The sequence below is a fragment of the Streptomyces sp. NPDC051963 genome, from assembly GCF_044593495.1.
In the GTDB taxonomy this organism is placed as follows: Bacteria; Actinomycetota; Actinomycetes; order Streptomycetales; family Streptomycetaceae; genus Streptomyces.
In genome coordinates, this window is sequence record NZ_JBIUCC010000014.1 from 73,831 (window position 1) to 97,102 (window position 23,272).

The window sequence follows — 23,272 nt, forward strand, 5'->3', positions numbered from 1 at the left end:
GAGAAGTTCCTGAGGGGTTCCTTTACGTTCCTCTGCTGCGTTCCTTTATGCGGTCAGGCGGGCAATCGCCTCGTCGACCGTCAGCTCCTCGCGCTCGCCGGTCTTCCGGTCCTTGAGTTCGAGAACGCCCTCGGCCGAGCGGCGGCCCGCGACCAGGATCTGCGGTACGCCGATCAGCTCGGAGTCCGTGAACTTCACGCCCGGGGACACGCCCGCCCGGTCGTCGACCAGGACGCGCAGACCGGCCGCGGCCAGCTTCTGCGAGACGTCGAGGGCCAGTTCGGTCTGGAGGGCCTTGCCCGCGGCGACGACGTGCACATCGGCCGGGGCGACCTCCTGCGGCCAGCACAGGCCCTTGTCGTCGGCGGTCTGCTCGGCGAGGGCCGCGACGGCGCGGGAGACGCCGATGCCGTACGAGCCCATGGTGACGCGGACCGGCTTGCCGTGCTGGCCGAGGACGTCGAGCTTCAGCGCATCCGCGTACTTACGGCCCAGCTGGAAGATGTGGCCGATCTCGATGGCGCGGTCCAGCTTGAGGCCGGTGCCGCACTTCGGGCAGGGGTCGCCCTCCTGGACGACCACGACGTCGACGTACTCGCCGACCTCGAAGTCACGGCCCGCGACGACGTTCTTCGCGTGCATGCCCTCCTTGTTGGCGCCCGTGATCCAGGAGGTGCCGGGGGCCACGCGCGGGTCGGCGAGGTACCTGACCTTCTCGCCCAGGCCCTGCGGGCCGACATAGCCGCGGACCAGGTCCGGGCGGCCGGCGAAGTCGCCCTCGGTGACCATCTCGACGGCGGCCGGGGCGAAGTGCGCCTCGACCTTGCCCATGTCGACCTCGCGGTCACCGGGCACGCCGACGGCGACGATCTCGCCGTCGACCTTCACGAGCAGGTTCTTCAGGGTCGCGGAGGCCGGGACGCCGAGGGAGGCGGCGAGGGTCTCGATGGTCGGGGTGTCCGGGGTGGGGATCTCTTCGAGGGCGGGCACGCCGTCGGCGTCCACCGGCTTCAGCTCGTACGTGATCGCCTCGGTGTTGGCCGCGAAGTCGCAGTTCGGGCAGTCCGCGAAGGTGTCCTCGCCGGCCTCGGCGGGGGCGAGGAACTCCTCCGACTTCGAGCCGCCCATCGCGCCCGCGGTGGCTGCGCAGATGCGGTAGTCGAGGCCGAGACGCTCGAAGACCTTCTGGTACGCCTTGCGGTGCAGGGCGTACGACTTGGCCAGGCCCTCGTCCTCGGTGTCGAAGGAGTAGGAGTCCTTCATCAGGAACTCGCGGCCGCGCAGGATGCCTGCGCGCGGGCGGGCCTCGTCACGGTACTTGTGCTGGATCTGGTAGAGGATCACCGGCAGGTCCTTGTAGGAGGACGCCTGGTCCTTCACCAGCAGGGTGAAGATCTCCTCGTGGGTCGGTCCGAGGAGGTAGTCGCCGCCCTTGCGGTCCTGAAGGCGGAACAGCTCGGGGCCGTACTCGTCCCAGCGGCCCGTCGCGTCGTACGGCTCACGCGGCAGCAGTGCGGGGAGCAGTACCTCCTGGGCGCCGATCGCGTCCATCTCCTCGCGGACGACGCGCTCGACGTTGGCGAGGACCTTCTTGCCCAGCGGCAGCCAGGACCAGATGCCGGCGGCGGTGCGGCGGACGTAGCCGGCGCGGACGAGCAGCTTGTGGCTGAGGACCTCGGCGTCCGCCGGGTCGTCACGCAGCGTCTTCGCCATCAACTGGGACATGCGTTGGACCGGTGCGTTCGCCATGTGTCTCGTACTCCTGCTGCGTAAGGGTGATGGCAGGAGGTTAGCCGGGGGGTACGGGACGGTGGAAATCGGTTGGCGCCCGTCATCGCTTGCGCAGCGGCAGCGGGGCTCCCATCACGGCGTACGGCTTCGGAGCGCTCGGGAACAGGACCTGGCGGGCGAGGTCCTGGTAGCCGAGGGAGTGGTAGAGGCCGCGTGCGGGGCTGTCGGTGTCGATCGCGGAGAGGATCGAGCGGGGTTCGTCGGCGTCGTCCGTGATCGTGGTGATCAGGGAACGGCCGATGCCGCGGTTCTGGTAGCGCGGGTGGACGTGCAGCTCGGTGATCACGAAGGAGTTCTCGAGCCATTCGTCGTGGCCCTGGGCGCGGAGGTAGGGCTCCACGACGGTGGACCACCAGTGGGTACGGTCGTTGGGCATGCCGTAGACGAACCCCACGAGCCGGCCTCCGGTGGTGGCGCCGAGCGCTCTTGCCCCGGGGAACGTCATATGGCGCAGGACGATCTGGCGGCGTACGGCGACCTCGTCCGAGCCGAGTCCGAAGGCGACTGCCTGGACGGCCAGCGCTTCGTCCACCCTTGCCGCGAGGTCCAGTGGGCCGATCACGATGTCTTCGGGGTGGCGGGGGCCGTGACCGGGAAAGCGCAGCATGTCGGGGAGACTACAGGGGGGTTCGGGAGCCTCTGTCAGAAGAGCACGCTCATGAAGGCGCCGACCTCTGTGAAGCCCACCCGTCGGTACGTCCTTCTCGCCGCCGTGTTGAAGTCGTTGACGTACAGGCTGACCACCGGGGCCACGTCCGCGAGCGCGTAGCGCAGGACCGCTGCCATGCCCGGGGCCGCGACGCCCCTCCCCCGGTACTCGGGAGCCACCCATACGCCCTGGATCTGGCAGGCGCGGTCCGTCGCGGCGCCGATCTCCGCCTTGAAGAGGACCTTGCCGTCGGGGTCGAGACGGGCGAAGGAGCGGCCGGCGCCGACGAGTTCGGCGACGCGGGCCTGGTAGAGGAGGCCGCCGTCGCCGGCCATGGGTGAGATGCCGACCTCCTCGGTGAACATCGCCACGCACGCCGGCATGATCGTCTCCATCTCGTCCTTGCGGATGCGGCGGACGTATGGATCCGGGGTGACGTCGGCGGAGAGGTGGTCGGTGACCATGAGGGGCTGGTGGGAGCGGACTTCGCGGGCCGGGCCCCAGCTCGGTTCGAGCAGGCGCCACAGCTGTGCGGTGGCCTCTGCGGGGCCGACGATGGAGGAGCAGCGGCGGCCGGCCCTTCGCGCCCGGTCCGCGAAGGCCCGTACGGCCCTCGGGGTGGCGCAGATCGGGACGAGGTTGGCGCCCGCGTAGCACAGGGACGTCAGCATGCCGTCCTCGTACCAGCCCCACATCTCGCCGCCGAGCCGCCACGGGTCGAGGCCCGCGATCTGCACGCGGGATGCCACGAAGGCGTTCGCGACCGGCTCGCGGTCGAGAACGGCGAGCGCGGCTTCCAGGTCGCTCGGTTCGAGAACCCGGGAGGTGGTCTGGGTCAACACGTGCGGGGGCCTCACCCTAAGGTCTGCTGATCTCCGCACTGTACCTGCGGAAGCTTTGCCGCGCCGCCCCCGTGGAGGTGACCGCCTGTTCCTCGGTGGCCGTGAGTCGCGGTGACCGTCCCTGGGGGCTGCCGCCCCCAGACCCCCGCTTCGGCCTGAACGGCCTCGTCCTCAAACGCCGGACGGGCTGAAAATGCGGACCTGCGCCGGGAGGTGGCCCCAGCGGGTGGGTGGGGGCTCGGGACGGCCGCTCTCGCCCCCGGACACGGACAGCCGAGTGTGTACCAGCCCACGCTAAGAGGGGTGCCCAGCGGGTGGGTGGGGGCTCGGGACGGCCGCTCTCGCCCCCGGACACGGACAGCCGAGTGTGTACCAGCCCACGCTAAGAGGGGTGCCCAGCGGGTGGGTGGGGGCTTGGGACGGCTGTTCTGGCCCCCGGACACCGGACAAACCCAGTTGCACAAGCCCACACTGAAAGGCACGCCCATCAGGTGAGCGAGGGCTCGGGACAGCCGCTCTCACCCCCCCCACACCGGACAAACCCAGTTGCACAAGCCCACACTGAAAAGCGCACCCAGCGAGTGAGTGAGGGCTCGGGACGGCCGGTCTCGTCCTCGGACGCCGACCGATACCGAAAGGTGAGCCGTGCCGCCAACGGGACGGCCTGTCCCGTGTCCAGGGGCCGGACAGGGCGGATTTACACCTACGCCGGAAGGCGCGACCCGGGGTAGCGGGTGGGTGCAGGCTCGGGATCGGTGGGCTGCTCAGCCCGCGACCGAGATCGACGGCTCGCCCGATTCGATTCCTGCTGCCTCCATCTGTTCGGCCAGCTTCATGGCCTCTTCGATGAGGGTTTCGACGATCTTGGATTCCGGGACGGTCTTGATGACCTCGCCCTTGACGAAGATCTGGCCCTTGCCGTTGCCGGAGGCGACGCCGAGGTCGGCTTCGCGGGCCTCGCCGGGGCCGTTCACGACGCAGCCCATGACGGCGACGCGGAGCGGGACCTCCATGCCGGTCAGGCCGGCGGTGACCTCTTCGGCCAGCTTGTAGACGTCGACCTGGGCGCGGCCGCAGGAGGGGCAGGAGACGATCTCCAGGCCGCGCTGCCGGAGGTTCAGGGACTCCAGGATCTGGTTGCCGACCTTGACCTCCTCCACGGGCGGCGCGGAGAGGGAGACGCGGATCGTGTCGCCGATGCCCTGGGAGAGGAGGGCGCCGAAGGCCACCGCCGACTTGATCGTGCCCTGGAAGGCCGGGCCCGCCTCCGTCACACCGAGGTGGAGGGGGTAGTCGCACTGGGCGGCGAGCTGGCGGTACGCCTCGACCATCACGACCGGGTCGTTGTGCTTGACCGAGATCTTGATGTCCCGGAAGTCGTGCTCCTCGAAGAGGGACGCCTCCCACAGCGCGGACTCGGCCAGCGCCTCGGGGGTCGCCTTGCCGTACTTCTGGAGCAGCCGCCGGTCCAGCGAGCCCGCGTTCACGCCGATACGGATCGGGGTGCCGTGGTCCTTCGCGGCCCGCGCGATCTCCTTGACCTTGTCGTCGAACTGCTTGATGTTGCCGGGGTTGACGCGGACCGCGGCGCAGCCCGCCTCGATGGCCGCGAAGACGTACTTCGGCTGGAAGTGGATATCCGCGATCACCGGGATCTGCGACTTGCGGGCGATCGTGGCGAGGGCGTCCGCGTCGTCCTGCGTGGGGCAGGCCACCCGCACGATCTGGCAGCCGGAGGCCGTCAGCTCGGCGATCTGCTGGAGCGTCGCGCCGATGTCCGACGTACGGGTCGTCGTCATGGACTGGACCGAGACCGGGGCGTCTCCTCCGACCGCCACGGATCCGACCTGGATCTGCCGGCTCTTGCGGCGTTCGGCGAGCTTGGTCGGAACGGACGGCATGCCGAGAGAAATCGCAGTCATCTGCTGTGCAACCCCAAGTCGTGGATCAAGTCCGGTTCCCGGAAGGACGGGCTCCAGGCTTCGAGATTACGGCACCTGCCAGTGCGCGAGCACATCGCGCCCGTAAACCCACTCAATGGTGAGCGGCCTGGCACGCCGGGGTCTCCGGGGGGTGGTCCCCCGGGGAACACAGCGTGCCAGGCCGCCACGAACTCCGTATGACTAGGAGATTCTCACCGGGTTAACCACGTCCGCGACGAGGACGAGCAGGGTGAAGCAGATGAAGATTCCGGCCACCACGTAGGCCACCGGCATCAGCTTCGCCACATCGAACGGGCCCGGGTCCGGGCGGCGCAGCACCCTCGCCAGGTTGCGGCGCAGGGACTCCCACAGGGCGCCCGCGATATGGCCGCCGTCCAGCGGCAGCAGCGGGAGCATGTTGAACAGGAACAGGGAGAGGTTGAAGCCTGCCACCAGCATCAACGCCATCGCCAGCTGCTGCGTCGGCGGGATGTCCAGGGTGAAGATCTCGCCGCCCACGCGGGCCGCGCCGACCACGCCCATCGGGGAGTCCGCCTCGCGCTCGCCGTCGCCGAAGGCCGCGTCCCACAGGGCGGGGACCTTGCCGGGCAGGGCGGCGAGGGAGTCGACGGCGTCGCCGACCCGGTCGCCCATCCAGGTCACGGAGGAGCCGAAGTCCTGTTTGACGATGCCGGTGGCGGCGCTGAATCCGAGGAAGCCGGCCGAGACGAACTCGCCCTGGACGATCTGACCGCTGGAGTCCTTCTTGGCGACCTGGTTGGCGACGATCTTCGCGTGCAGGGTGACTTCCTCACCCTTGCGGTCGACGACGATCGGCACCTCCTTGCCGGGGTTGGCGCGGATGAGGTCGGACAGCTTGTTCCAGTCGTCCGTGCGCACACCGCCGAAGGAGACGATCTTGTCGCCCGCCTTCAGACCGGCGGCCGCGGCCGGGGAGGCGGGGTCGGACTTCTCGCAGTTGTCGCGGTTCTCGGTCTGGGCGATGACGCACTGGGAGACGGAGCTGACGGTGGTGGTCTGCTGCGAGATGCCGAAGCCCATCAGGACGGTGAGGAACAGCGCCACCGCCAGGATCAGGTTCATGAACGGGCCCGCGAACATCACGATGACCCGCTTCCACGGCTTGCGCGTGTAGAAGAGGCGGTTCTCGTCACCGGGGCGCAGTTCCTCGAAGGCCGCCGAGCGGGCGTCCTCGATCATGCCGCGCCACGGTGAGGTGGACCGGGCTTCCAGACGGCCGTCGGGGCCCGGCGGGAACATGCCGATCATGCGGATGTAGCCGCCGAACGGGATGGCCTTGATGCCGTACTCGGTGTCGCCCTTCTTCCGCGAGAAGATCGTCGGGCCGAAGCCGACCATGTACTGCGGCACGCGGATGCCGAAGAGCTTGGCCGTGGACAGGTGCCCCAGCTCGTGCCATGCGATCGAGACCAGAAGGCCGAGCGCGAAGAGCACTATGCCGAGGATGAACATCAAGGTCGTCATGCACGGGCCTCCGCCGTCTGTGCCGCCAGTTCCCTCGCCCGGGTCCGCGCCCAGGCCTCCGCCTCGAGGACGTCCGCGACGGTGAGCGAGGTTCCCGTGCGCGGGGTGCCGTGCTCGTCCACCACCCGCGTCACGGTCTCCATGATCCCGTTGAACGGCAGCGCGCCGGCCCGGAAGGCCTCCACGCACTCCTCGTTGGCGGCATTGAACACCGCCGGGGCCGTGCCCGCGAGCTGCCCCACGTGTCGCGCGAGGTTCACCGACGGAAACGCGTCGTTGTCGAGCGGGAAGAACTCCCACGTCGACGCCTTGCTCCAGTCGAAGGCGGGCGCCGCGTCCGGGACGCGCTCGGGCCAGCCCAACCCGATGGCGATCGGCCCGCGCATGTCGGGGGGCGTCGCCTGGGCGATCGTCGATCCGTCCGTGAACTCCACCATCGAGTGGACATACGACTGGGGATGCACGACCACCTCAATACGGTCGAAGGGAATGTCGTACAGCAAGTGTGCCTCGATGACCTCCAGGCCCTTGTTGACCAAGGTCGCGGAGTTGATCGTGATCACCGGGCCCATCGCCCAGGTGGGGTGGGCGAGGGCGTCCTCGACGGCGACGTTCGCCAGTTCCGCTTTCGTACGGCCGCGGAACGGGCCGCCGGACGCGGTGACGACGAGCTTGCGCACATCGGCCCGGGTGCCGGCCGCCAGGGCCTGGAACAGGGCCGCGTGCTCGGAGTCGACCGGGATGATCTGGCCGGGCTTGGCGACCGCCTTGACCAGCGGGCCGCCCACGATGAGCGACTCCTTGTTGGCGAGCGCGAGGGTGTGGCCCGCCTCCAGGGCGGCGAGGGTCGGGGCGAGGCCGATCGAGCCGGTGATGCCGTTCAGCACGGTGTGGCAGTCGGCTGCGGCGAGCCGGGTGGCCGCCTCCGGTCCGGCGAGGATCTCGGGCAGCGGCTCCCCCGCGCCGTACTCGGCGGCGAGGGCCTCGCGCAGCGCCGGCACGACGTCCTCGCGGGCGACCGCGACCGTGCGCACGCGCAGTCGGTGCGCCTGCTCGGCGAGGAGGGCGATCCGTCCGCCGGCGGCGGAGAGTCCGGTGACCCGGAACCGGTCCGGGTTGCGCAGCACGAGATCGATGGCCTGGGTGCCGATCGACCCGGTGGAGCCGAGGATGACCACGTCCTTCGGACCGTCGCCCGTCACCGGGTCGTAGACGAGGTGTGGGTCGGCGAGGGGGGCTGGGCTGTCGCTCATCCTCCCATTGTGGCGGCAACCACTGACGGGAAGGACAGGGCATCCCTCGGGAGGGTGCCTTATCAGTTCTTGGCGGTGATTGAGGCGACTTCCCCCTTTGTGAAGTTCACGTGAAGGTCGTGTGATAAATCTTCTGTCGTGGTCGGCGGTCGACCGATCACCGGAAGACATCCAGGGGGGATTTCTCCATGCGCATACGCGCCGCCTTCGTCGTGCCCGCAGTCGCGGGCGCCATGGCTCTCACCGGCTCCGTCCTCAGCACTCCGGCCCAGGCCGCCGGGGGCGTGGTCATCCGCCACGTCTGGTTCGACAGCCCGGGCTCGGACAACGGCTCCAACACCAGCCTCAACGGCGAGTGGGTGGAGATCAAGAACACCAGTGGTGCGGCGATCTCGCTGAAGAGCTGGGTCCTCAAGGACAAGGCCAACCACCGCTACGTCTTCCCGAACGTGAAGATCGGGAAGGGCAAGACGATGAAGGTGCGCACGGGCAAGGGCTCGGACACCACGACGAACAAGTACCAGGACCGCGGCTGGTACGTCTGGAACAACACCAGCGACACGGCGACCCTGAACAGAGCGAACGGCACCAAGGCCGACGCCTGTTCCTGGACGACGGCGAACCCGAGCGACAAGTGGTGTTGAGGACCGTCTGACGCCTACCTGATCGGTCGGTGCAGGTTCTCCTTCTCCGAGGGCCCGGGGGTTGCGTCCGCGATCCACGGGCCCTCGCCCGACGGGTCGACGATGCCTTCCTCCAGCCAGGTGTAGGCGCCGCCGAGGACGCCCTTGACGACCTTGCGGTCCAGGTCGTCGGTGTTGGTCCACAGGCGGCCGAAGAGTTCGTCGATGCGGATGCGGGCCTGGCGGCAGAAGACATCGGCGAGTTGGTAGGCCTCGCGGCCGTGGTCGCCCTGGCTGCGCAGGAGTTCGGCCCGGACACAGACCGCGCTCATCGCGAACAGCTCCGCTCCGATGTCGACGATCCGGCCCAGGAAGCCCTGCTTGGTCTCCATCCGGCCCTGCCAGCGGGACATGGCGTAGAAGGTGGAGCGGGCGAGCTTGCGGGCGGTGCGCTCGATGTACCGCAGGTGCGGGGAGAGATCGACGGCGTGGTTGAACTCGCCGTATGCGCGCGGGAGTTGGCCTTGTCCGGCGACCAGCTTGGGCAGCCACTTGGCGTAGAAGACACCGGCGTTCCCGGCCGCCTTCGCCTTGTCCTGGAGGGACTTGTCGGGGTCGATCAGGTCGCCGGCGACCGACAGGTGGGCGTCGACGGCCTCGCGGGCGATCAGCAGGTGCATGATCTCGGTGGAGCCCTCGAAGATGCGGTTGATGCGCAGGTCTCGCAGGACCTGCTCGGCGGGGACCGCGCGCTCACCGCGGGCGGCGAGGGACTCCGCCGTCTCGAAGCCGCGGCCACCGCGGATCTGGACCAGTTCGTCGGCGACGAGCCAGGCCTGCTCGGAGGCGAACAGCTTGGCCAGGGCGCCTTCGATGCGGATGTCGTTGCGGTCCTCGTCGGCCATCTGCGAGGACAGGTCCAGTACCGCCTCCATGGCGAAGGTCGTCGCCGCGATGAAGCTGATCTTCGCCCCGACCGCCTCGTGCTGCGCGATCGGCTTGCCCCACTGCTCGCGGGCGGCCGACCACTCGCGGGCGATCTTCAGGCACCACTTGCCGGCCGCCACGCAGGACGCGGGGAGCGAGAGCCGGCCGGTGTTCAACGTCGTGAGGGCGATCTTCAGGCCGGCGCCCTCGGGGCCGATGCGGTGGGCGGCGGGGACCCGGACCTGATGGAAGCGGGTGACGCCGTTCTCGATGCCGCGCAGGCCCATGAAGGCGTTGCGGTTCTCGACGGTGACGCCGGGTGAGTTGGTCTCCACGACGAAGGCCGTGATGCCGCCCCTGTGGCCCTCGCTCTTCGGCACCCGGGCCATCACGACCAGCAGGTCGGCGACGACGCCGTTGGTGGTCCACAGCTTCACGCCGTCGAGGACGTAGTCGTCGCCGTCGGGTACCGCCGACGTGGCGAGCCGCGCGGGGTCGGAGCCGACGTCCGGCTCGGTGAGCAGGAAGGCGCTGATGTCGGTACGGGCGCAGCGCGGGAGGAACTGCTCCTTCTGCTCGGGGGTGCCGAACAATTTCAGCGGCTGCGGTACGCCGATCGACTGATGCGCCGACAGCAGCACCCCGATCGCGGGGCAGGCCGAGCCCGCCAGGGCCAGCGCCTTGTTGTAGTACACCTGGGTGAGGCCGAGCCCGCCGTACTTGGTGTCGATCTTCATGCCGAGGGCGCCGAGCTCCTTGAGCCCGTTGATGACCTCGTCGGGGATCCTGGCCTCGCGCTCGATCAGCGCCGCGTCCACCTTGGTCTCGCAGAAGTCACGCAGCTTGGCCAGGAACTCCTCGCCTCGCTGCACGTCCTCCGTGGGCGGGGTGGGGTGGGGGTGGACCAGGTCGAGCCGGAAGCGGCCCAGGAACAGTTCCTTGGCGAAGCTGGGCTTACGCCAGTCCTGGTCCCGGGCGGCCTCGGCCACCTGGCGTGCTTCGCGCTCCGTGACGGAAGGGCGCGAAGAAGAGGACGGTGCTGCGGACATGAGGCTCACCTCGCCGCGAATAGGGATCTTGGGGCCGCACGTTACTGACTGGTGCTACTGGATCGTTAGTACCCGATACGGGACGACCCCACCACCCCTCGCGCGGCCCCCGCTCCCCGATCAGCCGATGTTCACGGAGTACGCCTGGGTGTCCAGTCGGCCGGTTCCCTTGAAGACCTCGGTGCCCGCCTCGATGCCGGAGACGTACTTGTCGTCGCTCAGCAGCCCGCGGCGGACCAGGGCCTGGGTGAAGTCGTCCAGGTTCAGTGCGGCCCTGGTCGTGTTGGTGCGGCGGACGAAGGAGTACACCTTCCAGCCGATGTCGCCCTGGTAGATGTCCCACATGGCGCCGCCCAGGCTGACGCTGCCGTACTTGGTGCCCAGCGGGCCCGCGCCGCCCTGCCGGTTGAGCCAGATCATGACCTCGTCGGTGGGCTGGTCCTGCCAGTCGGCGGTGTTCTTGGTGTGCAGCCACAGGTCGTAGGCGACGTTCATCGTGCCGGGGTTCGCGCTGACCGAGAAGTCCCAGGCCGTCTGCACCGGCTTGCGGTCACCGACGCGGATGGGCAGTCCGGTGGTCGCCTTGTCGACCTTCCAGCCCCAGTGCCAGCCGAGGACGCTACTGGCGTACGTCTTCACGTCGTAGTCCTTGCCGGATCCGCTGTTGGCCCAGCTGTAGTCCGTGCCCCAGGAGATGGTCGACCCCGACCGGGAGTTGTCCCAGACGCACTGGCCGCCGGTGGCCTTCTCCTGGTTCCAGAGGTTGTTGCTCACGTAGTACTTGCCGAGCGTGACGGTGTCGAAGGCCGTGCACTTCTTGCTCTCCTCGCCCGCCTGGGCGACGGTCGCACCGGCGGCGGCCGCGAGGGCGACCACGGTGGCGGTGAGGGCCTTCGTCTTCTTGGACGGACGGGGGCGGCGGTGCTGCATGGGGGTCCTTCCGGGGGCGGATCGAGTACGTCCTTCCAGTGGCCGCCGGTCGGGGGAAGGTTGCCGTCAGATCAGCGGGTACGCCTTGAGGCGGTCGCCGCGCAGGACGTACAGCGTCCGTTCGTCGGCGAGGAGTTGGGGCTCGGTGGCCGCGCCGTCGATGGACTTGACCGTCCACGCCGTGCGGTGGGTGCGCGGGTCGACCGCGACGGCGTCCTCCACGGGCGAGGTGAGGTTGACGGCCGTCTGGGGGAAGACGTAGCCGCCCGCGAGCAGTGGGGGCGGTGCCGCGCCGGAGCCGATGGTGCCGGGGCGTTCCCAGTTCCAGATGAGCTTGCGGCGGTCGCTGCGGACGGCCATCAGGTCCTGGCCGACGAGGGTCAGATAGATCGTGGCGCCGTCGATCGTCGCCCCGCCGTAGAGGACGTCGCCCGCCAGCTCCGTCCCGGTGTTCTCGGGGTCGAGGCTCCAGCGGGTGCGGCCGGTGCGCAGGTCGAGGCAGAGGCAGCCGCGGCCGGTGACGAACGCGATGCCGTGTCCGGCGGTGACCGTGCGGTCGGTCATGGCGTCGGTCCAGTCGGGCTTCAGGGCGGTGGTGGACAGGGCGCGGCGCCACAGCGGGGCGCCGGTGTCGGCGCGGTGGCCGGTGACGGCGTCGTTCTCCAGGAAGACCAGCACGCCCTCGGCGACCGCTCCGACGGCCCGCTCGGCGGGGCTGGGCGGCAGACGGCGGCGCCAGCGCAGGCGGCGGTCGGTGACGTCGTAGGCGAGGAGGTGACGGTCGAGCTCGGCGCGGTCGTCGCCGTAGGTGGCGCCGGGCTCGTGGCCGATGACGTAGACGGTCCGGCCGTCGGTCGTGAACACCGGGTCGTTGTAGAGGTCGAAGCTGACGCCGAGCGGGGCCGAGTACCAGACGCGGCCGTCGGCGGCCTCCACTGCGGCCAGCCGTCCGCGGCGAACCGTGCTGCGGATGACGGCCGCCGTACCGCAGGCGGTGAGACAGGCGGAGCCGACGCGTTCCGCCGTCCAGCGCAGGGTGCCCCGGCGGGCGTCGATGCCGTGGGTGACGTGGTCGCCCGCCGGGACGAGGACGGTGCCGTCGATGAGCGCGGCCCGCTCGCCGACGCCCCGGTTCACGGAGAAGTCGCCCCGGTACTCCCAGCGGGCGCTCGGCGCACCGCCCGTGTCCAGCGACGCGGAGGGGGACGGCAGGGGCCCGGCACTCGTGCGCCGTTCGTCTTCTGGGTGGGTCGCCCAGACGGCGCCGCCCGCTCCCGCGAGGGCCACGGCGGCGACGCCGGTGAGCAGCCGGCGGCGGGTGGGGCGGGTCTGACCGGGGCGCGTGCGGGGTGGCGGGGGGTCGCCGACCCTCGCGGTGCGGTCGGCGATGTCGGCGAGGACGGCGCCGGGCAGCCGGTCCCCGAACCAGCCGGTACCGCCCGAGCGCCGGCCCACGACGGCAGCGGTGGGCCGCCGCTCGGGCTCCTTGGCGAGGCAGTCGGCGAGCAGCGGCCGTAACTCGTCCGGTACGGCGGCGAGTTCGGGCTCCTGGTGGGTGACGCGGTAGAGCACCTCGCCGGGGGCGCCCTCGCCGAAGGGCGGGAGACCGCAGGCGGTGTACGTCAGCACACAGGCGAGGGCGAAGACGTCGCAGGGCGGGCCCGCGTGGCCGTCGGGCAGCAGCTGCTCCGGGGCCATGTAGGCGGGGGTGCCGGGGGCTGCGCCGGTGTCGGTGAGGCGCTCCGAGGCCACGTGCGCGATGCCGAAGTCGACGAGGAGCGGGCCCGCGGGCATGAGCAGGATGTTGGACGGCTTGAGGTCGCGATGGACCACGCCGGCCCGGTGCAGCACGTCGAGTCCGGTGGCGAGCCGGGCGCCCAGGGAGCGTACGGACTCCTCGGGCCAGGGGCCGTGCGCGCCGACGGCCTCGGCGAGCGAGGGGCCCACCACGTACGCGGTGGCCAGCCAGGGCCGTCCGTCGTCGTCCGTGCCCGCGCCCGCGAAGGGCGGGGTGTGCGGCAGTTCGCCGAGTGCCCGTACGGTCTCGGTCTCCCGGCGGAACCGCGTCACGAACTCCGGGTCGGCGGCGAGTGCGGGATGCGCGGCCTTGAGGGCGACCGTGCGGCCGGCCGGCGTGCGGGCCAGGTAGACGGTGCCCATGCCGCCGGCGCCGAGCCGCGCCAACAGGCGGTGGCCGCCGATGAGTTGAGGGTCGCCTTCAGTGAGCGGGTGCAGCGGCATCGCGGTCACCCGGCCGGAAAGGCGAAGAGGGAGGGGCCGTTGGCGATCAGGGCCAGGTCCAGGTCGTCCACGATGTAGGCGTGGTAGAGCGAGGAGGCCGACTGGTTCGACTGGAAGGTCCACTTCACCGCGCCCGTACGCGGGTCCAGCGCCACCACTCCGGCACTGCGGCCGTACGCCAGCAGCGTGCGCGCCGAGGTGGGCATGGACAGGCCCGGCGCGACCGGCCCGTCCAGGATGCCGGGCGAGGGCGGGTCGGGGAGCAGGGTGCGGCGCCACAGTTCACGGCCGCGGACCGGGTCGATCGCGTACACCGTGCGGGTGGTGTCGCTGGTGTAGAGGACGGTGCCCAGGCCGGGGACCTTCGCCAGGCTCGGTGTGTTGACCGCCGGGGGTTCGCCGGAGACGGGGTCGGAGCTGAGGTCGAGCCGCCACAGAGGCTTGTTCTCGCGCAGGGGCGCGGCCTCGATACGGCCCTCGCCGAACGTGTAGATCTGCCGGGGGCCGACCGAGCTGACCCCCACCTTCCGGTTGGCGGGCCGCCAGGTGTGCCGGAACGGACGGCCCGCCCTGCCCGTGCGCCGGTCGACCTCGACGAGGTTGAGGGCGCCGCCGGCCGCGTACAGCACGTACAGGGCGTCCTTCTCGTCGAACACCGGCACGAACTCCCCCGCCTTGTCCGCGGGCACCGGCAGCCGCCAGGCCTCGGTACGGCGGCGCACGTCGAAGGAGATGAGATACGTCCGCCCGGTCGCGCCCGGGACGGAGCCCTCGGCGCCGATGGCGCTGTAGTGCAGGAGGCCGTACTTCCGCTCGTAGCCGATGAACTGGCCGAAGGTGAGACCGCGCAGGTCGATCGGCTCCGTCCACAGCTGGGAGCCGTCCTCGGCGGAGACGGCCTGGAAACGGTCCCCGCGGTGGAGGATCAGCGTGCCGGGCTCGGCGGCCTCCACCCGGTCCAGCGACCCCAGCCCGCCGGTCCGCCACACCGGCCGCCCGTCGGCCAGGCTCAGCGCGGTCAGCTCGGGGTACTCCAGGAGGTGCACCCTGCCCGAGGAGTGGGCCAGCGAGCTGTTGCGCTCGGTCAGACGCGGGTCCTCGGCGTCGTACCGCCACAGCACGGCGGGAGCGGTGCCGCGTACGGCCGCCGCCCGAGGTGTCGTACGACGGGTCGACGAGGCCGGTGATGTCAGCGCCTCCGTGCCGCCGCGCCCGGCCACCCACCCGGCCACGCCACCCGCACCGAGCAGCAGCCCGGCTCCGGCGGCGGTGAGGAGTGTGCGGCGGGTGGTGCGGGCGGCGCCGGCGGGCGGGGGCGCGTCGGTGGCGGACTCCAGGGCCAGCGCGCGGTCGGCTTCGCGGGCGAGGGCGCCGACGAGCCGGGCGGGCAGCTCGAAGGGTTCCTCCTGGAGCTCCTGGACCAACTCCTCGGCGGTGGGCCGCTGTTCGGGGTCCTCGTGGGAGCAGCGCCGCAGCAGCGGGTCGTCGGGAGCGCGGCCCGCGCCGGCGTGGGTGAGGACTGCGCCGAGCGCGGCGATGTCGTCCTGCGGGGTGCCGGTGCGGCGGGGGCGCATCAGGCGGGGGCCGTCGGGAGCGACGAGCACGGCGTCCGGGGTGAGCGCCCCGTGCGTGGTGCCGTGCGCGTGCAGCCGGGCCAGCGGCACGGCGAGCCGGGCGCCGAGGGCGCGCAGGGTCGCGCGGGGCAGCCCGCCGTACATCAGGGCACCGGCCTCGGCGAGCGTGAGCGCGGGCACGAACCGCCAGGCCAGCCAGGGCGGCCGGGCCGCACTGCCGTCCTCCAGCAGCTCCGGCAACCCCGGTCCCGCGGTGGCGCGCAGGGCGGCCGTCGACGCCTGTAGGCCCTCCCCCCGGACGAGCGTGATCTCGGCGAGTCCGTCCCCCGCGGACCGCCGAGCCAGCAGACGTGGCTCACCGCCCGCCGGTGTCAGGGCGGCCAGCAGGACGTACGGTCCCAGCAGACGCAGGTCGTCGGCGCGCAGCTCCTCCATGCGATCCCCCCATCGCGCTCCACGGCGTGCAGTACGACGCTCGCGCCGGGGTCGGCCGTTTCACAGCGTCGGCATGGCGCGCAGGGTCGTGCCGCGGGCGACGAAGACCCGTCCGGCTCCACCCGCGAGCCGCCAACCGGGCCGCTCTGCCTGGTCGTCGAAGGTCCACAGCAGCGTGCCGGAGCGGATGTCGACGGTGAACACGCCCTCGTCCGCACCCGTGCCGTCCGTGGAATCAGCCGGACTGCCCATCAGCCCGTACAGCGCGTGACCGACGACGACGTCGGACCGCATCGGTATGCCGCTGTACGCCAGGGATACCGTCCACTCGGCGTCCCCCGTGCCGGCGTCCAGGCACCACAGGTCGGCGGGCAGTCCGGCGTACACGCGCCCGCCTGCCACGGTCGGGGCGCCGTACCAGCCGGAGTCCGGGTCGTGCGACCAGCGCACCCGGCGGCTGTGCGCGTCGAGGAGGGCGAGGGAATCGCCGCCGACGCAGAAGGCTCCGTCGTGCACGGCCGGGGCGGGGGCGCCGGCCCGGCCGTCGTTCCACAGGACCGGCTTGCCGACGGTCCAGCGCCAACTCGCCGATCCGTCACGGGTGTCGAGGACCAGGGCGGTGCCGTCGTCGGTGCTGACCATGAGCCGCTGCCGGGTCACGGCCGCGCGGGCGGTGCCGGTGCCGCCGACAGGACGGGGCGATGTCCAACGCGACCGGTGGTCCGTCAGGGCCACCGCCTGCACACGCCGATCGCCGTCGAGGACGTACGCCGACCCGTCGTCGACGGCGAGTGTCTGTACGGCGCCGATGTCGCCGGTCCGCCAACGCGCGCCGCCGGTACGGGAGTCGAGGGCGGTGAGGCGGCCGTCGGCGGTGACGACGAGGACGGCGGTGCCGCTGACGAGGAGGTCGCCGTGTCGGTCGCGCGCCGTCCGGCCCGTCCAGGTCCAGGCCCGTCGGCCGGTGTGCTGGGTCCAGGCGGCGACACCGTCGGCGGTGCCCGCGGCGACGACCGGGCCGACGGTGACCGGGCCGGGGCCGTCCGGGTGCAGGCCTTCGGCGCGCCAGAGGGGAGCGGGGACGGTGTCGGCGGTGGGCGCGGCGAGAGGGGCGGCCACGGGGACGCCGTTCTCGGTGCGGGGGCCTTCGGCCGGGGTGGCCCGGTCGCGGGTGAGCCACCAGGCGCCGGTCGCGATCCCGGCGACCGGGACGGCCGCGGCCGCGGTCAGCACGCGACGGCGGGAAGGAGCGGCGGCACGGAGGAGACGGTCGGCTTCCTCTGCCCGGCGGGCGATCTCGGTGGTGAGGGGTGCGGTGAGCCAGCCGGGGCCGTCCCTCTGCGTCTCCTTCTCCATCCACCCCGCCACCACGCCTGGCGTCGGCCGCCGCGTCGGTTCCTTCTGGAGGCACGCGCGTACCACCGGCAGCAGCGCCTCGGGCACCCCGTCCAGCGGGGGCTCCTCGTGGACGACGCGGTAGCCCACCGTCGCGGGGTACCCCGAGCCGAAGGGCCCCTCCCCCGTGCAGGCGAAGACGAGCACCGCGCCCAGGGCGAACACGTCGGCCGGCGGTCCGGCGCGGCGGCCGGTGATCTGCTCGGGGGGTGCGTAGCCGGGGGTCGCGGGGGCCACGCCGGGCTGGGTGAGGGTCAGGCCGTACTCGGGGCGGGCGATGCCGAAGTCGATGATCCGCGCGCCGGACCGGGTCAGGACGATGTTGGACGGCTTGAGGTCGCGGTGGACGAGCCCGGCATCGTGGATCACGGCGACGGTCCGGGCGAGCTCGGCCGTCAGCGCACGTGCCGCGTCCCCGGCGAACGGCCCGCATGCCCGCACCGCTTCCTGGAGCGTCGGCCCCGCGAGATAGGCGGCGGCGATCCACGGCACGGGCCCGTCGAGGTCGTACCCCAGGACCTGCGCCACCCCCGGTCCGCGCACGGCCGAGGCCGCGTCCGCCTCGCGCCGGAAGCGCCGCACCATCTCCGCGTCCTGCGCCAGTTCGGCGCGCAGCACCTTCACGGCCGCCGGTCGCCCGCGCCGGTCCCGTCCCAGGTGGACCGCGCCCATCCCGCCCTCGCCGAGCGGCGCGACGATCCGGTACGGCCCGATCCGGCGGACGGGCTCCTCCGTCCCCGTTCCATGGCCCCCCACGGCGGGTCATGGTAGGCAGGAACCCGCACCCCCGGAAGGCCCACCAGGGACGAATCAGCCCAGTCGCCACCCCTTCCCGCAAGTCCGAGTCGAAGCGCTTCGACAACCTATGGACACCCACTCCCGGTGGAGCTACTGTCGAACCACCCTCACCCGCCCGTATTCGCAGTGCGCACTGTCGAAGCGCTTCACAAAATTGGAGAGCTGGATGGTCACCCTCGCCGAGGTCGCCCAGCACGCCGGAGTCTCGGCGAGCACGGTGAGCTATGTCCTCAGTGGCAAGCGGTCCATCTCCACGACCACCCGGCAGCGGGTCGAGCAGAGCATCCGCCAGCTCGGCTACCACCCGAACGCGGGCGCCCGCGCCCTGGCCAGCAGCAGGTCGAACATCATCGCGCTGATGATCCCGCTGCGCACGGACATGTATGTGCCGGTGATGATGGAGATCGCCATCGCGGTGGCCACCACGGCCCGGACACACGGGTACGACGTCCTGCTGCTCACCGGCGAGGAGGGCCCGGACGCCGTCCGCCGCGTCACCGGCAGCGGGCTCGCCGACGCGATGATCCTGATGGACGTCGAACTCGACGACGAGCGGCTGCCGTTGCTGCGCGGCACCGACCAGCCGTCCGTGCTGATCGGGCTGCCCGCCGACACCACCGGACTGACCTGCGTCGACCTGGACTTCAGGGCGACGGGCGCGCTGTGCCTGGAGCACCTGGCGATGCTGGGGCACCGTGACATCGCTGTCATCGGCGAGGCCCCCGCGGTCTACGAGCGGCACACCGGCTTCGCCGAGCGCACGCTCGACGGACTGCGCGGCCGCGCCCAGGAGTTGGGCGTACGACTGCTGCACCGGCCCTGCGAGGGCGGGTACGACGCGATGGCCGTGACGCTCGCCCGCATCCTGGACGAACGCCCCGGCACCACGGGGTTCGTCGTCCAGAACGAGTCGGCGATCGAACCGCTCCTCGCTCTGCTGCGCCAGCAGGGCCGCGCCGTTCCGGAGGACGTGTCGGTGGTCGCGATCTGCCCCGAGCAGGTCGCCGTCCAGGCCTCGGTGCGGCTGACCTCGGTCGCCCTCCCCGCCCAGGAGATGGGCCGGCATGCCGTGCAGCAGCTGGTCGCCAAGCTCGACGGCCGTGGAGCCGACGAAGTCCTGCTGATCGCACCCGAGTTGACGGTACGGGCGAGCACGGGTCCGGCCCCGGCCGCGTCCTGACCCCTTCCCCTTCCACGTGTCGGCCCCCACCGGGGCTCCCCCATGTCCTGAGGAGTACGCCTCGTGAATCAGCCTGCCGAAAACCCGACCCCGACCGGCGCGGTCAGCCTCGCGCAGTCGTCCCCGACCGTCGGCACGTTCCGTGAGCGGGGCGGTGCGCTGGAGTGGAGCGGCCGCCAGGAGACCGTCCGCATCGAGCCATGGGGTCCGGACGCGGTGCGGGTCCGCGCCCGGCTCGGCGGTCCGGTCCTCGAAGGACTGCCCGGCGCGCTGCTCGACGAGGCGCCGGCGACCGAGGCCATGGTCAAGATCGGGGACGGCGAGGGCCGGCTGACGGTCGGCGCGCTGACCGTCGAGGTCGACGCGGAGGGGATGATCCGGTTCCTGCGGACGGACGACCTCTCCGAGATCCTCGCCGAGGAACGCGCCCACTTCTGGTGGCCGGGCCCCCGTCTCTACACGGCCGTCGGCAACGGCCACCACCGCCTGGAGCAGCGGTTCGCCGCCTACGAGGGCGAGAAGCTGTTCGGCCTCGGCCAGCACCAGCACGGGCGGCTGGACCAGAAGGGCCTGGTCCTGGATCTGGTCCAGCGCAACGCCGAGGTCGGCATCCCGGTCCTGACCTCCAGCCGCGGCTACACCCTGCTGTGGAACAACCCGGCGATCGGCCGCGTCGAGCTGGCCGGCAACGGCACCCGCTGGGTGGCCGACTCGGCCCGCCAGATCGACTACTGGATCACCGCGGGCGACCCGGCGGACGCCCAGCGCCGCTACAGCGCGGTGACCGGCCGCACCCCGATGCTGCCGGAGTGGGCGGCGGGCTTCTGGCAGTGCAAGCTGCGCTACCGCACCCAGGACGAACTCCTGGCGGTGGCAAGGGAGTACAAGCGCCGGGGGCTGCCCATCTCGGCCATCGTCTGCGACTTCTTCCACTGGACCCACCTGGGCGAGTGGAAGTTCGACCCGAAGGAGTGGCCCGACCCCGGGGCGATGGTGCGGGAGTTGGAGGAACTGGGCATCAAGCTCGTCGTGTCGGTCTGGCCGTCGGTGTCCCCGCTCAGCGAGAACCATCCGGTCATGGAGCAGCGCGGCTACTTCATCGGCACCCAGTACGGCCCGATGGCCCACGCCGACTGGCCCGACAAGGAGGTCGCCTCGACCGTCCAGGTCTCCTTCTACGACGCCACGAACCCCGAGGCGCGTGAGTTCATGTGGTCGAAGGTGAAGGCGAACTACCTCGACCCGTACGGCATCACCGCCTTCTGGCTGGACGCCTGCGAGCCCGAGCTGAAGCCGGGCTTCCAGGAGAACCTGCGCTACTGGGCGGGCCCGGGCCTGGAGGTCGGGAACATGTACCCGGCCGAGAACTCCCGCGCCTTCCACGAGGGCCTGGCCGCGGAGGGCGAGTCCGAGATCGTCACCCTCAACCGCTCGGCGTGGGCGGGCAGCCAGCGCCACGGCGCCGCCCTGTGGTCCGGCGACATCGGCACCGACTTCCCCACCCTGCGCCGCCAGCTCGCGGCGGGCCTCAACACCGCCCTGTCCGGCATCCCTTGGTGGAACACGGACATCGGCGGCTTCCACGGCGGCGACCCGACCGACCCCGCCTACCAGGAAGTCATGGTCCGCTGGTTCCAGTTCGGCGCCCTGTCCCCGCTGATGCGTCTGCACGGCTTCCGCGACCCGGGCATGCCGCTGGGTCCCGACATGACCGGCGGCCCGAACGAGGTCTGGTCCTACGGCGAGGAGGCCGGCGCGATCCTGGAGCGGTACCTGCGGCTGCGCGAGCGCCTGAAGCCGTACGTCCTCCAGGTCATGCGCGAGGCCCACGAGGAGGGACTGCCGGTCATGCGCCCGCTGTTCCTGGAGTTCGCCGAGGACCAGGCGGCCTGGTCGGTGGACGACGCCTACCTCTTCGGCCGGGATCTGCTGGTCGCTCCGGTGCTCACGGCGGGTGCCACGGCCCGCACCGCGTATCTCCCGGCGGGCGCGACCTGGACGGACGCGTGGACGGGTGCGACGTACGAGGGCGGTACGGCGGTCACGGTGGACGCCCCGCTGGACCGGATCCCGCTGTTCCTGCGGGACGGGGCGAGCCTGCCGATCGCCGAGTAGGAGGGGCGACGGTCTCGTCAACTTCCCTGTCCTGCACACTTGTTGGGTGATCGTGTCGTCCTGGCCCGGCGAAAGGAACCCCGTCTCGTGTCCTCCGCTCCCCTCCCTCTGACGCTGGCCAATGTGCTGCTGCGGCCCGCGTTCGGTTCCCGGCGCGATCCGGACCGGGCCTTCGACCGGATCGTCGGCAAGGCCGGGCAGAGTGACGGGGACGAGTGGTTCACCGACGGGTTCCGGCTGCTGCTGCGCGAGTGGGCGGCCGACGAGGAGCTGTCGCCGGTCGGCTGGCAGGCCGGACAGGCCCACGTCCGCAGGCATCTCACCAACCGGGCCCGGATCCGGCGGCTGATCGCCGAGCACCCCGACATCGAGCAGGAGCCCATCGAGAAGCCGGTGTTCGTGGTGGGGCTCCCGCGCACCGCCACCACGCTCACCCACAGCGTGCTGTCCCTCTCCGACGAACACCGCTGCCCCCGGCTGTGGGAGCTGCTGGCCCCGGGCCTCGACCCGTCGCCCCGCGAGCGGCAGAAGGCGATCACGTCCGCGCGCCGGACGCTCGACGGCACCTACATGCTCAGCCCGCGCTTCCGCGACATCCACCTGATGACCGCCGAGGGCCCCGAGGAATGCACCTTCCTCCTGCCGCACGCCCTGGTGCCGCTGTCGCAGGCCCACCTGCCGGAGTACCACGCCTGGCAGTTCGAGCGTGACTTCGTCCCCGACTACCGCCACCTCAAGCAGTGCTTCCAGGTGCTCCAGTACGGCCGCCCGCGGCGCCGCTGGATCCTGAAGTCCCCCATGCACACCGGGAACCTCGACGCCCTGCTCTCCGTGTTCCCCGACGCCACGCTCGTGTGGACCCATCGCGACCCGGCGACCGCCGTCGCCTCGTTCTGCAGCCTGGTCGAGTGCGGGATGGCCATCTCCCGGCGCAGAATCGACCCGCACGCCGTGGGCGCCACCTGGCTCGACCTGCTGAGCCGCGCCACTCAACGCGGACTCGCGGCCCGGGCCGGCATACCACGCGAGGCGCTGGTGGACGTGCCGTACTCCTGGCTCGGCTCCGACCCCGCCACCGGCGCCCCGAAGCTCTACGACGCCGTCGGCGCCCACTGGACCGACACCGACGCCGCCCGGCTCCCCGAGGTCGCCACCCGTCTCAAGGGCAGCCGCCCCCACCGGTACGACCTGTCCCGCTACGGGCTGACCCACGCCGACATCGAGTCCGCCTTCGCCGACTACAACGTGCTGCGGGCCGAGGTCGACCGCGCCTGACGGCCCGGACCGGCCCCGGCCCGGCCGGTCAACTGCTGCTGACCGTCAGGTTGTTGGTGACGAAGTCGAGCCCGCCGGACGACGAGGTGACCTCGTAGCCGAACTGGACGTCACCGATGGTCTCGCTGCTGGACATCCAGCCCTTGGTGCCCGAGATCCAGGTCAGGATCGGCTTGATGTTCACGGTGCCGGAGCTGGAGTCGGACGTCCGCAGGAACGAGAAGACCTCGTTGGCGCCGTTGCTGCCCTTGTAGACGCTCCAGGTGTGGCCGCCGAGGGTGACGCTGCCCTGCGAGGTGCCGAGCGGACCGACGGCGCCGTTGTAGTTGACCCAGAGCATGATCTCGTAGTCGTAGTCGGTGTCCCAGATGTCGTACGACGTGTTGTACGCGCCGGACGACGGGACGGTGACGTTGTAGCTGCTGCTGAGCGAGCCCAGGGAGGCGATCGTCTTGTTGATCACCTTCTTGGAGTTCGGGTAGGACTTGATGCCGCCGGTGTTGGGGTGGTTGGCCCAGACTCCCCAGTTGGTACCGGAGTTGGCCCAGATGCACTGGCTGCCGGCGCCGGAGCCCCAGATGTTGTTGTAGAGGGTGTAGCCGTTCAGGCTGGTGTTGCCCCACTGGTCGCAGGAGTTCCAGACGGCGGCCTGGGCGGGGGCGGAGGCGAGGCCGACGGTGGCGCCGAGCGCGAGGGCCGGGGCCAGCAGGGCCTTGGTGACTCTGTTCAGCGTGCGGGTTGTTGCCATGGTGTCCCTTCCATGGGTG

General features: G+C 71.3%; 16 protein-coding genes. 4 read left to right on the plus strand and 12 right to left on the minus strand.

All coding sequences use genetic code 11. The features are described 5' to 3' along the window. Nucleotides 1–45: 45 nt before the first annotated feature. The 6 genes from ACIHFB_RS42215 to dxr all read right to left on the minus strand — a co-directional run bounded on the left by ACIHFB_RS42215 (nt 46) and on the right by dxr (nt 7,963). On the minus strand, nt 46–1,749 hold the full coding sequence (locus ACIHFB_RS42215) for a proline--tRNA ligase (RefSeq protein WP_365285581.1): 1,704 nt from the start codon (nt 1,747–1,749) through the stop codon (nt 46–48). A gap of 82 nt (nt 1,750–1,831) precedes the next feature. Beyond that, nucleotides 1,832–2,398 (minus strand): GNAT family N-acetyltransferase, encoded by a 567-nt coding sequence (locus tag ACIHFB_RS42220; protein WP_365285583.1) that lies wholly within the window; start codon nt 2,396–2,398, stop codon nt 1,832–1,834. Between the two features lie 35 nt (nt 2,399–2,433). Beyond that, a complete protein-coding gene (locus ACIHFB_RS42225; protein ID WP_400129643.1) occupies nt 2,434–3,282 on the minus strand; it encodes a GNAT family N-acetyltransferase in 849 nt (282 codons plus the stop codon). A gap of 764 nt (nt 3,283–4,046) precedes the next feature. Next, on the minus strand, nt 4,047–5,204 hold the full coding sequence (gene ispG, locus ACIHFB_RS42230) for a flavodoxin-dependent (E)-4-hydroxy-3-methylbut-2-enyl-diphosphate synthase (protein ID WP_365285587.1): 1,158 nt from the start codon (nt 5,202–5,204) through the stop codon (nt 4,047–4,049). Between the two features lie 201 nt (nt 5,205–5,405). Then, nucleotides 5,406–6,698: a M50 family metallopeptidase gene (locus ACIHFB_RS42235; protein ID WP_400129681.1), complete on the minus strand. Its 1,293-nt coding sequence runs from the start codon at nt 6,696–6,698 to the stop codon at nt 5,406–5,408. A gap of 8 nt (nt 6,699–6,706) precedes the next feature. After that, nucleotides 6,707–7,963 (minus strand): 1-deoxy-D-xylulose-5-phosphate reductoisomerase, encoded by a 1,257-nt coding sequence (dxr, locus tag ACIHFB_RS42240; protein WP_365285589.1) that lies wholly within the window; start codon nt 7,961–7,963, stop codon nt 6,707–6,709. Nucleotides 7,964–8,151: 188 nt separating this feature from the next. Here dxr and ACIHFB_RS42245 point away from each other — a divergent pair, with 188 nt between their 5' ends. Further along, nucleotides 8,152–8,607 carry a lamin tail domain-containing protein gene (locus ACIHFB_RS42245; RefSeq protein ID WP_365285591.1) on the plus strand — a complete coding sequence of 152 codons (456 nt, stop codon included), beginning with the start codon at nt 8,152–8,154 and terminating at the stop codon, nt 8,605–8,607. Between the two features lie 14 nt (nt 8,608–8,621). Here ACIHFB_RS42245 and ACIHFB_RS42250 read toward each other — a convergent pair whose 3' ends face one another. The 5 genes from ACIHFB_RS42250 to ACIHFB_RS42270 form a co-directional block, all read right to left on the minus strand. Beyond that, nucleotides 8,622–10,562, minus strand: a complete 1,941-nt coding sequence (locus ACIHFB_RS42250; RefSeq protein ID WP_400129644.1) for an acyl-CoA dehydrogenase family protein — start codon at nt 10,560–10,562, stop codon at nt 8,622–8,624. Nucleotides 10,563–10,682: 120 nt separating this feature from the next. Next, nucleotides 10,683–11,492, minus strand: a complete 810-nt coding sequence (locus tag ACIHFB_RS42255) for an endo-1,4-beta-glucanase (RefSeq protein WP_400129645.1) — start codon at nt 11,490–11,492, stop codon at nt 10,683–10,685. Between the two features lie 66 nt (nt 11,493–11,558). Next, nucleotides 11,559–13,733, minus strand: coding sequence for a protein kinase (locus ACIHFB_RS42260; protein ID WP_400129646.1), 2,175 nt, complete (start codon nt 13,731–13,733; stop codon nt 11,559–11,561). A 5-nt stretch (nt 13,734–13,738) separates the two neighbouring features. Then, a complete protein-coding gene (locus ACIHFB_RS42265; protein ID WP_400129647.1) occupies nt 13,739–15,742 on the minus strand; it encodes a PQQ-binding-like beta-propeller repeat protein in 2,004 nt (667 codons plus the stop codon). Nucleotides 15,743–15,802: 60 nt separating this feature from the next. Then, a complete protein-coding gene (locus tag ACIHFB_RS42270; RefSeq protein ID WP_400129648.1) occupies nt 15,803–17,893 on the minus strand; it encodes a PQQ-binding-like beta-propeller repeat protein in 2,091 nt (696 codons plus the stop codon). A 208-nt stretch (nt 17,894–18,101) separates the two neighbouring features. Here ACIHFB_RS42270 and ACIHFB_RS42275 point away from each other — a divergent pair, with 208 nt between their 5' ends. From ACIHFB_RS42275 to ACIHFB_RS42285, 3 genes are all read left to right on the plus strand, one after another. Beyond that, nucleotides 18,102–19,115 (plus strand): LacI family DNA-binding transcriptional regulator, encoded by a 1,014-nt coding sequence (locus tag ACIHFB_RS42275; protein WP_365285603.1) that lies wholly within the window; start codon nt 18,102–18,104, stop codon nt 19,113–19,115. Nucleotides 19,116–19,178: 63 nt separating this feature from the next. Next, on the plus strand, nt 19,179–21,230 hold the full coding sequence (locus ACIHFB_RS42280) for a TIM-barrel domain-containing protein (RefSeq protein ID WP_400129649.1): 2,052 nt from the start codon (nt 19,179–19,181) through the stop codon (nt 21,228–21,230). 87 nt (nt 21,231–21,317) lie between these two features. After that, nucleotides 21,318–22,505: a sulfotransferase family protein gene (locus tag ACIHFB_RS42285; RefSeq protein ID WP_400129650.1), complete on the plus strand. Its 1,188-nt coding sequence runs from the start codon at nt 21,318–21,320 to the stop codon at nt 22,503–22,505. A 28-nt stretch (nt 22,506–22,533) separates the two neighbouring features. Here ACIHFB_RS42285 and ACIHFB_RS42290 read toward each other — a convergent pair whose 3' ends face one another. Continuing rightward, nucleotides 22,534–23,253 (minus strand): hypothetical protein, encoded by a 720-nt coding sequence (locus tag ACIHFB_RS42290; RefSeq protein ID WP_400129651.1) that lies wholly within the window; start codon nt 23,251–23,253, stop codon nt 22,534–22,536. Nucleotides 23,254–23,272 lie beyond the last annotated feature (19 nt).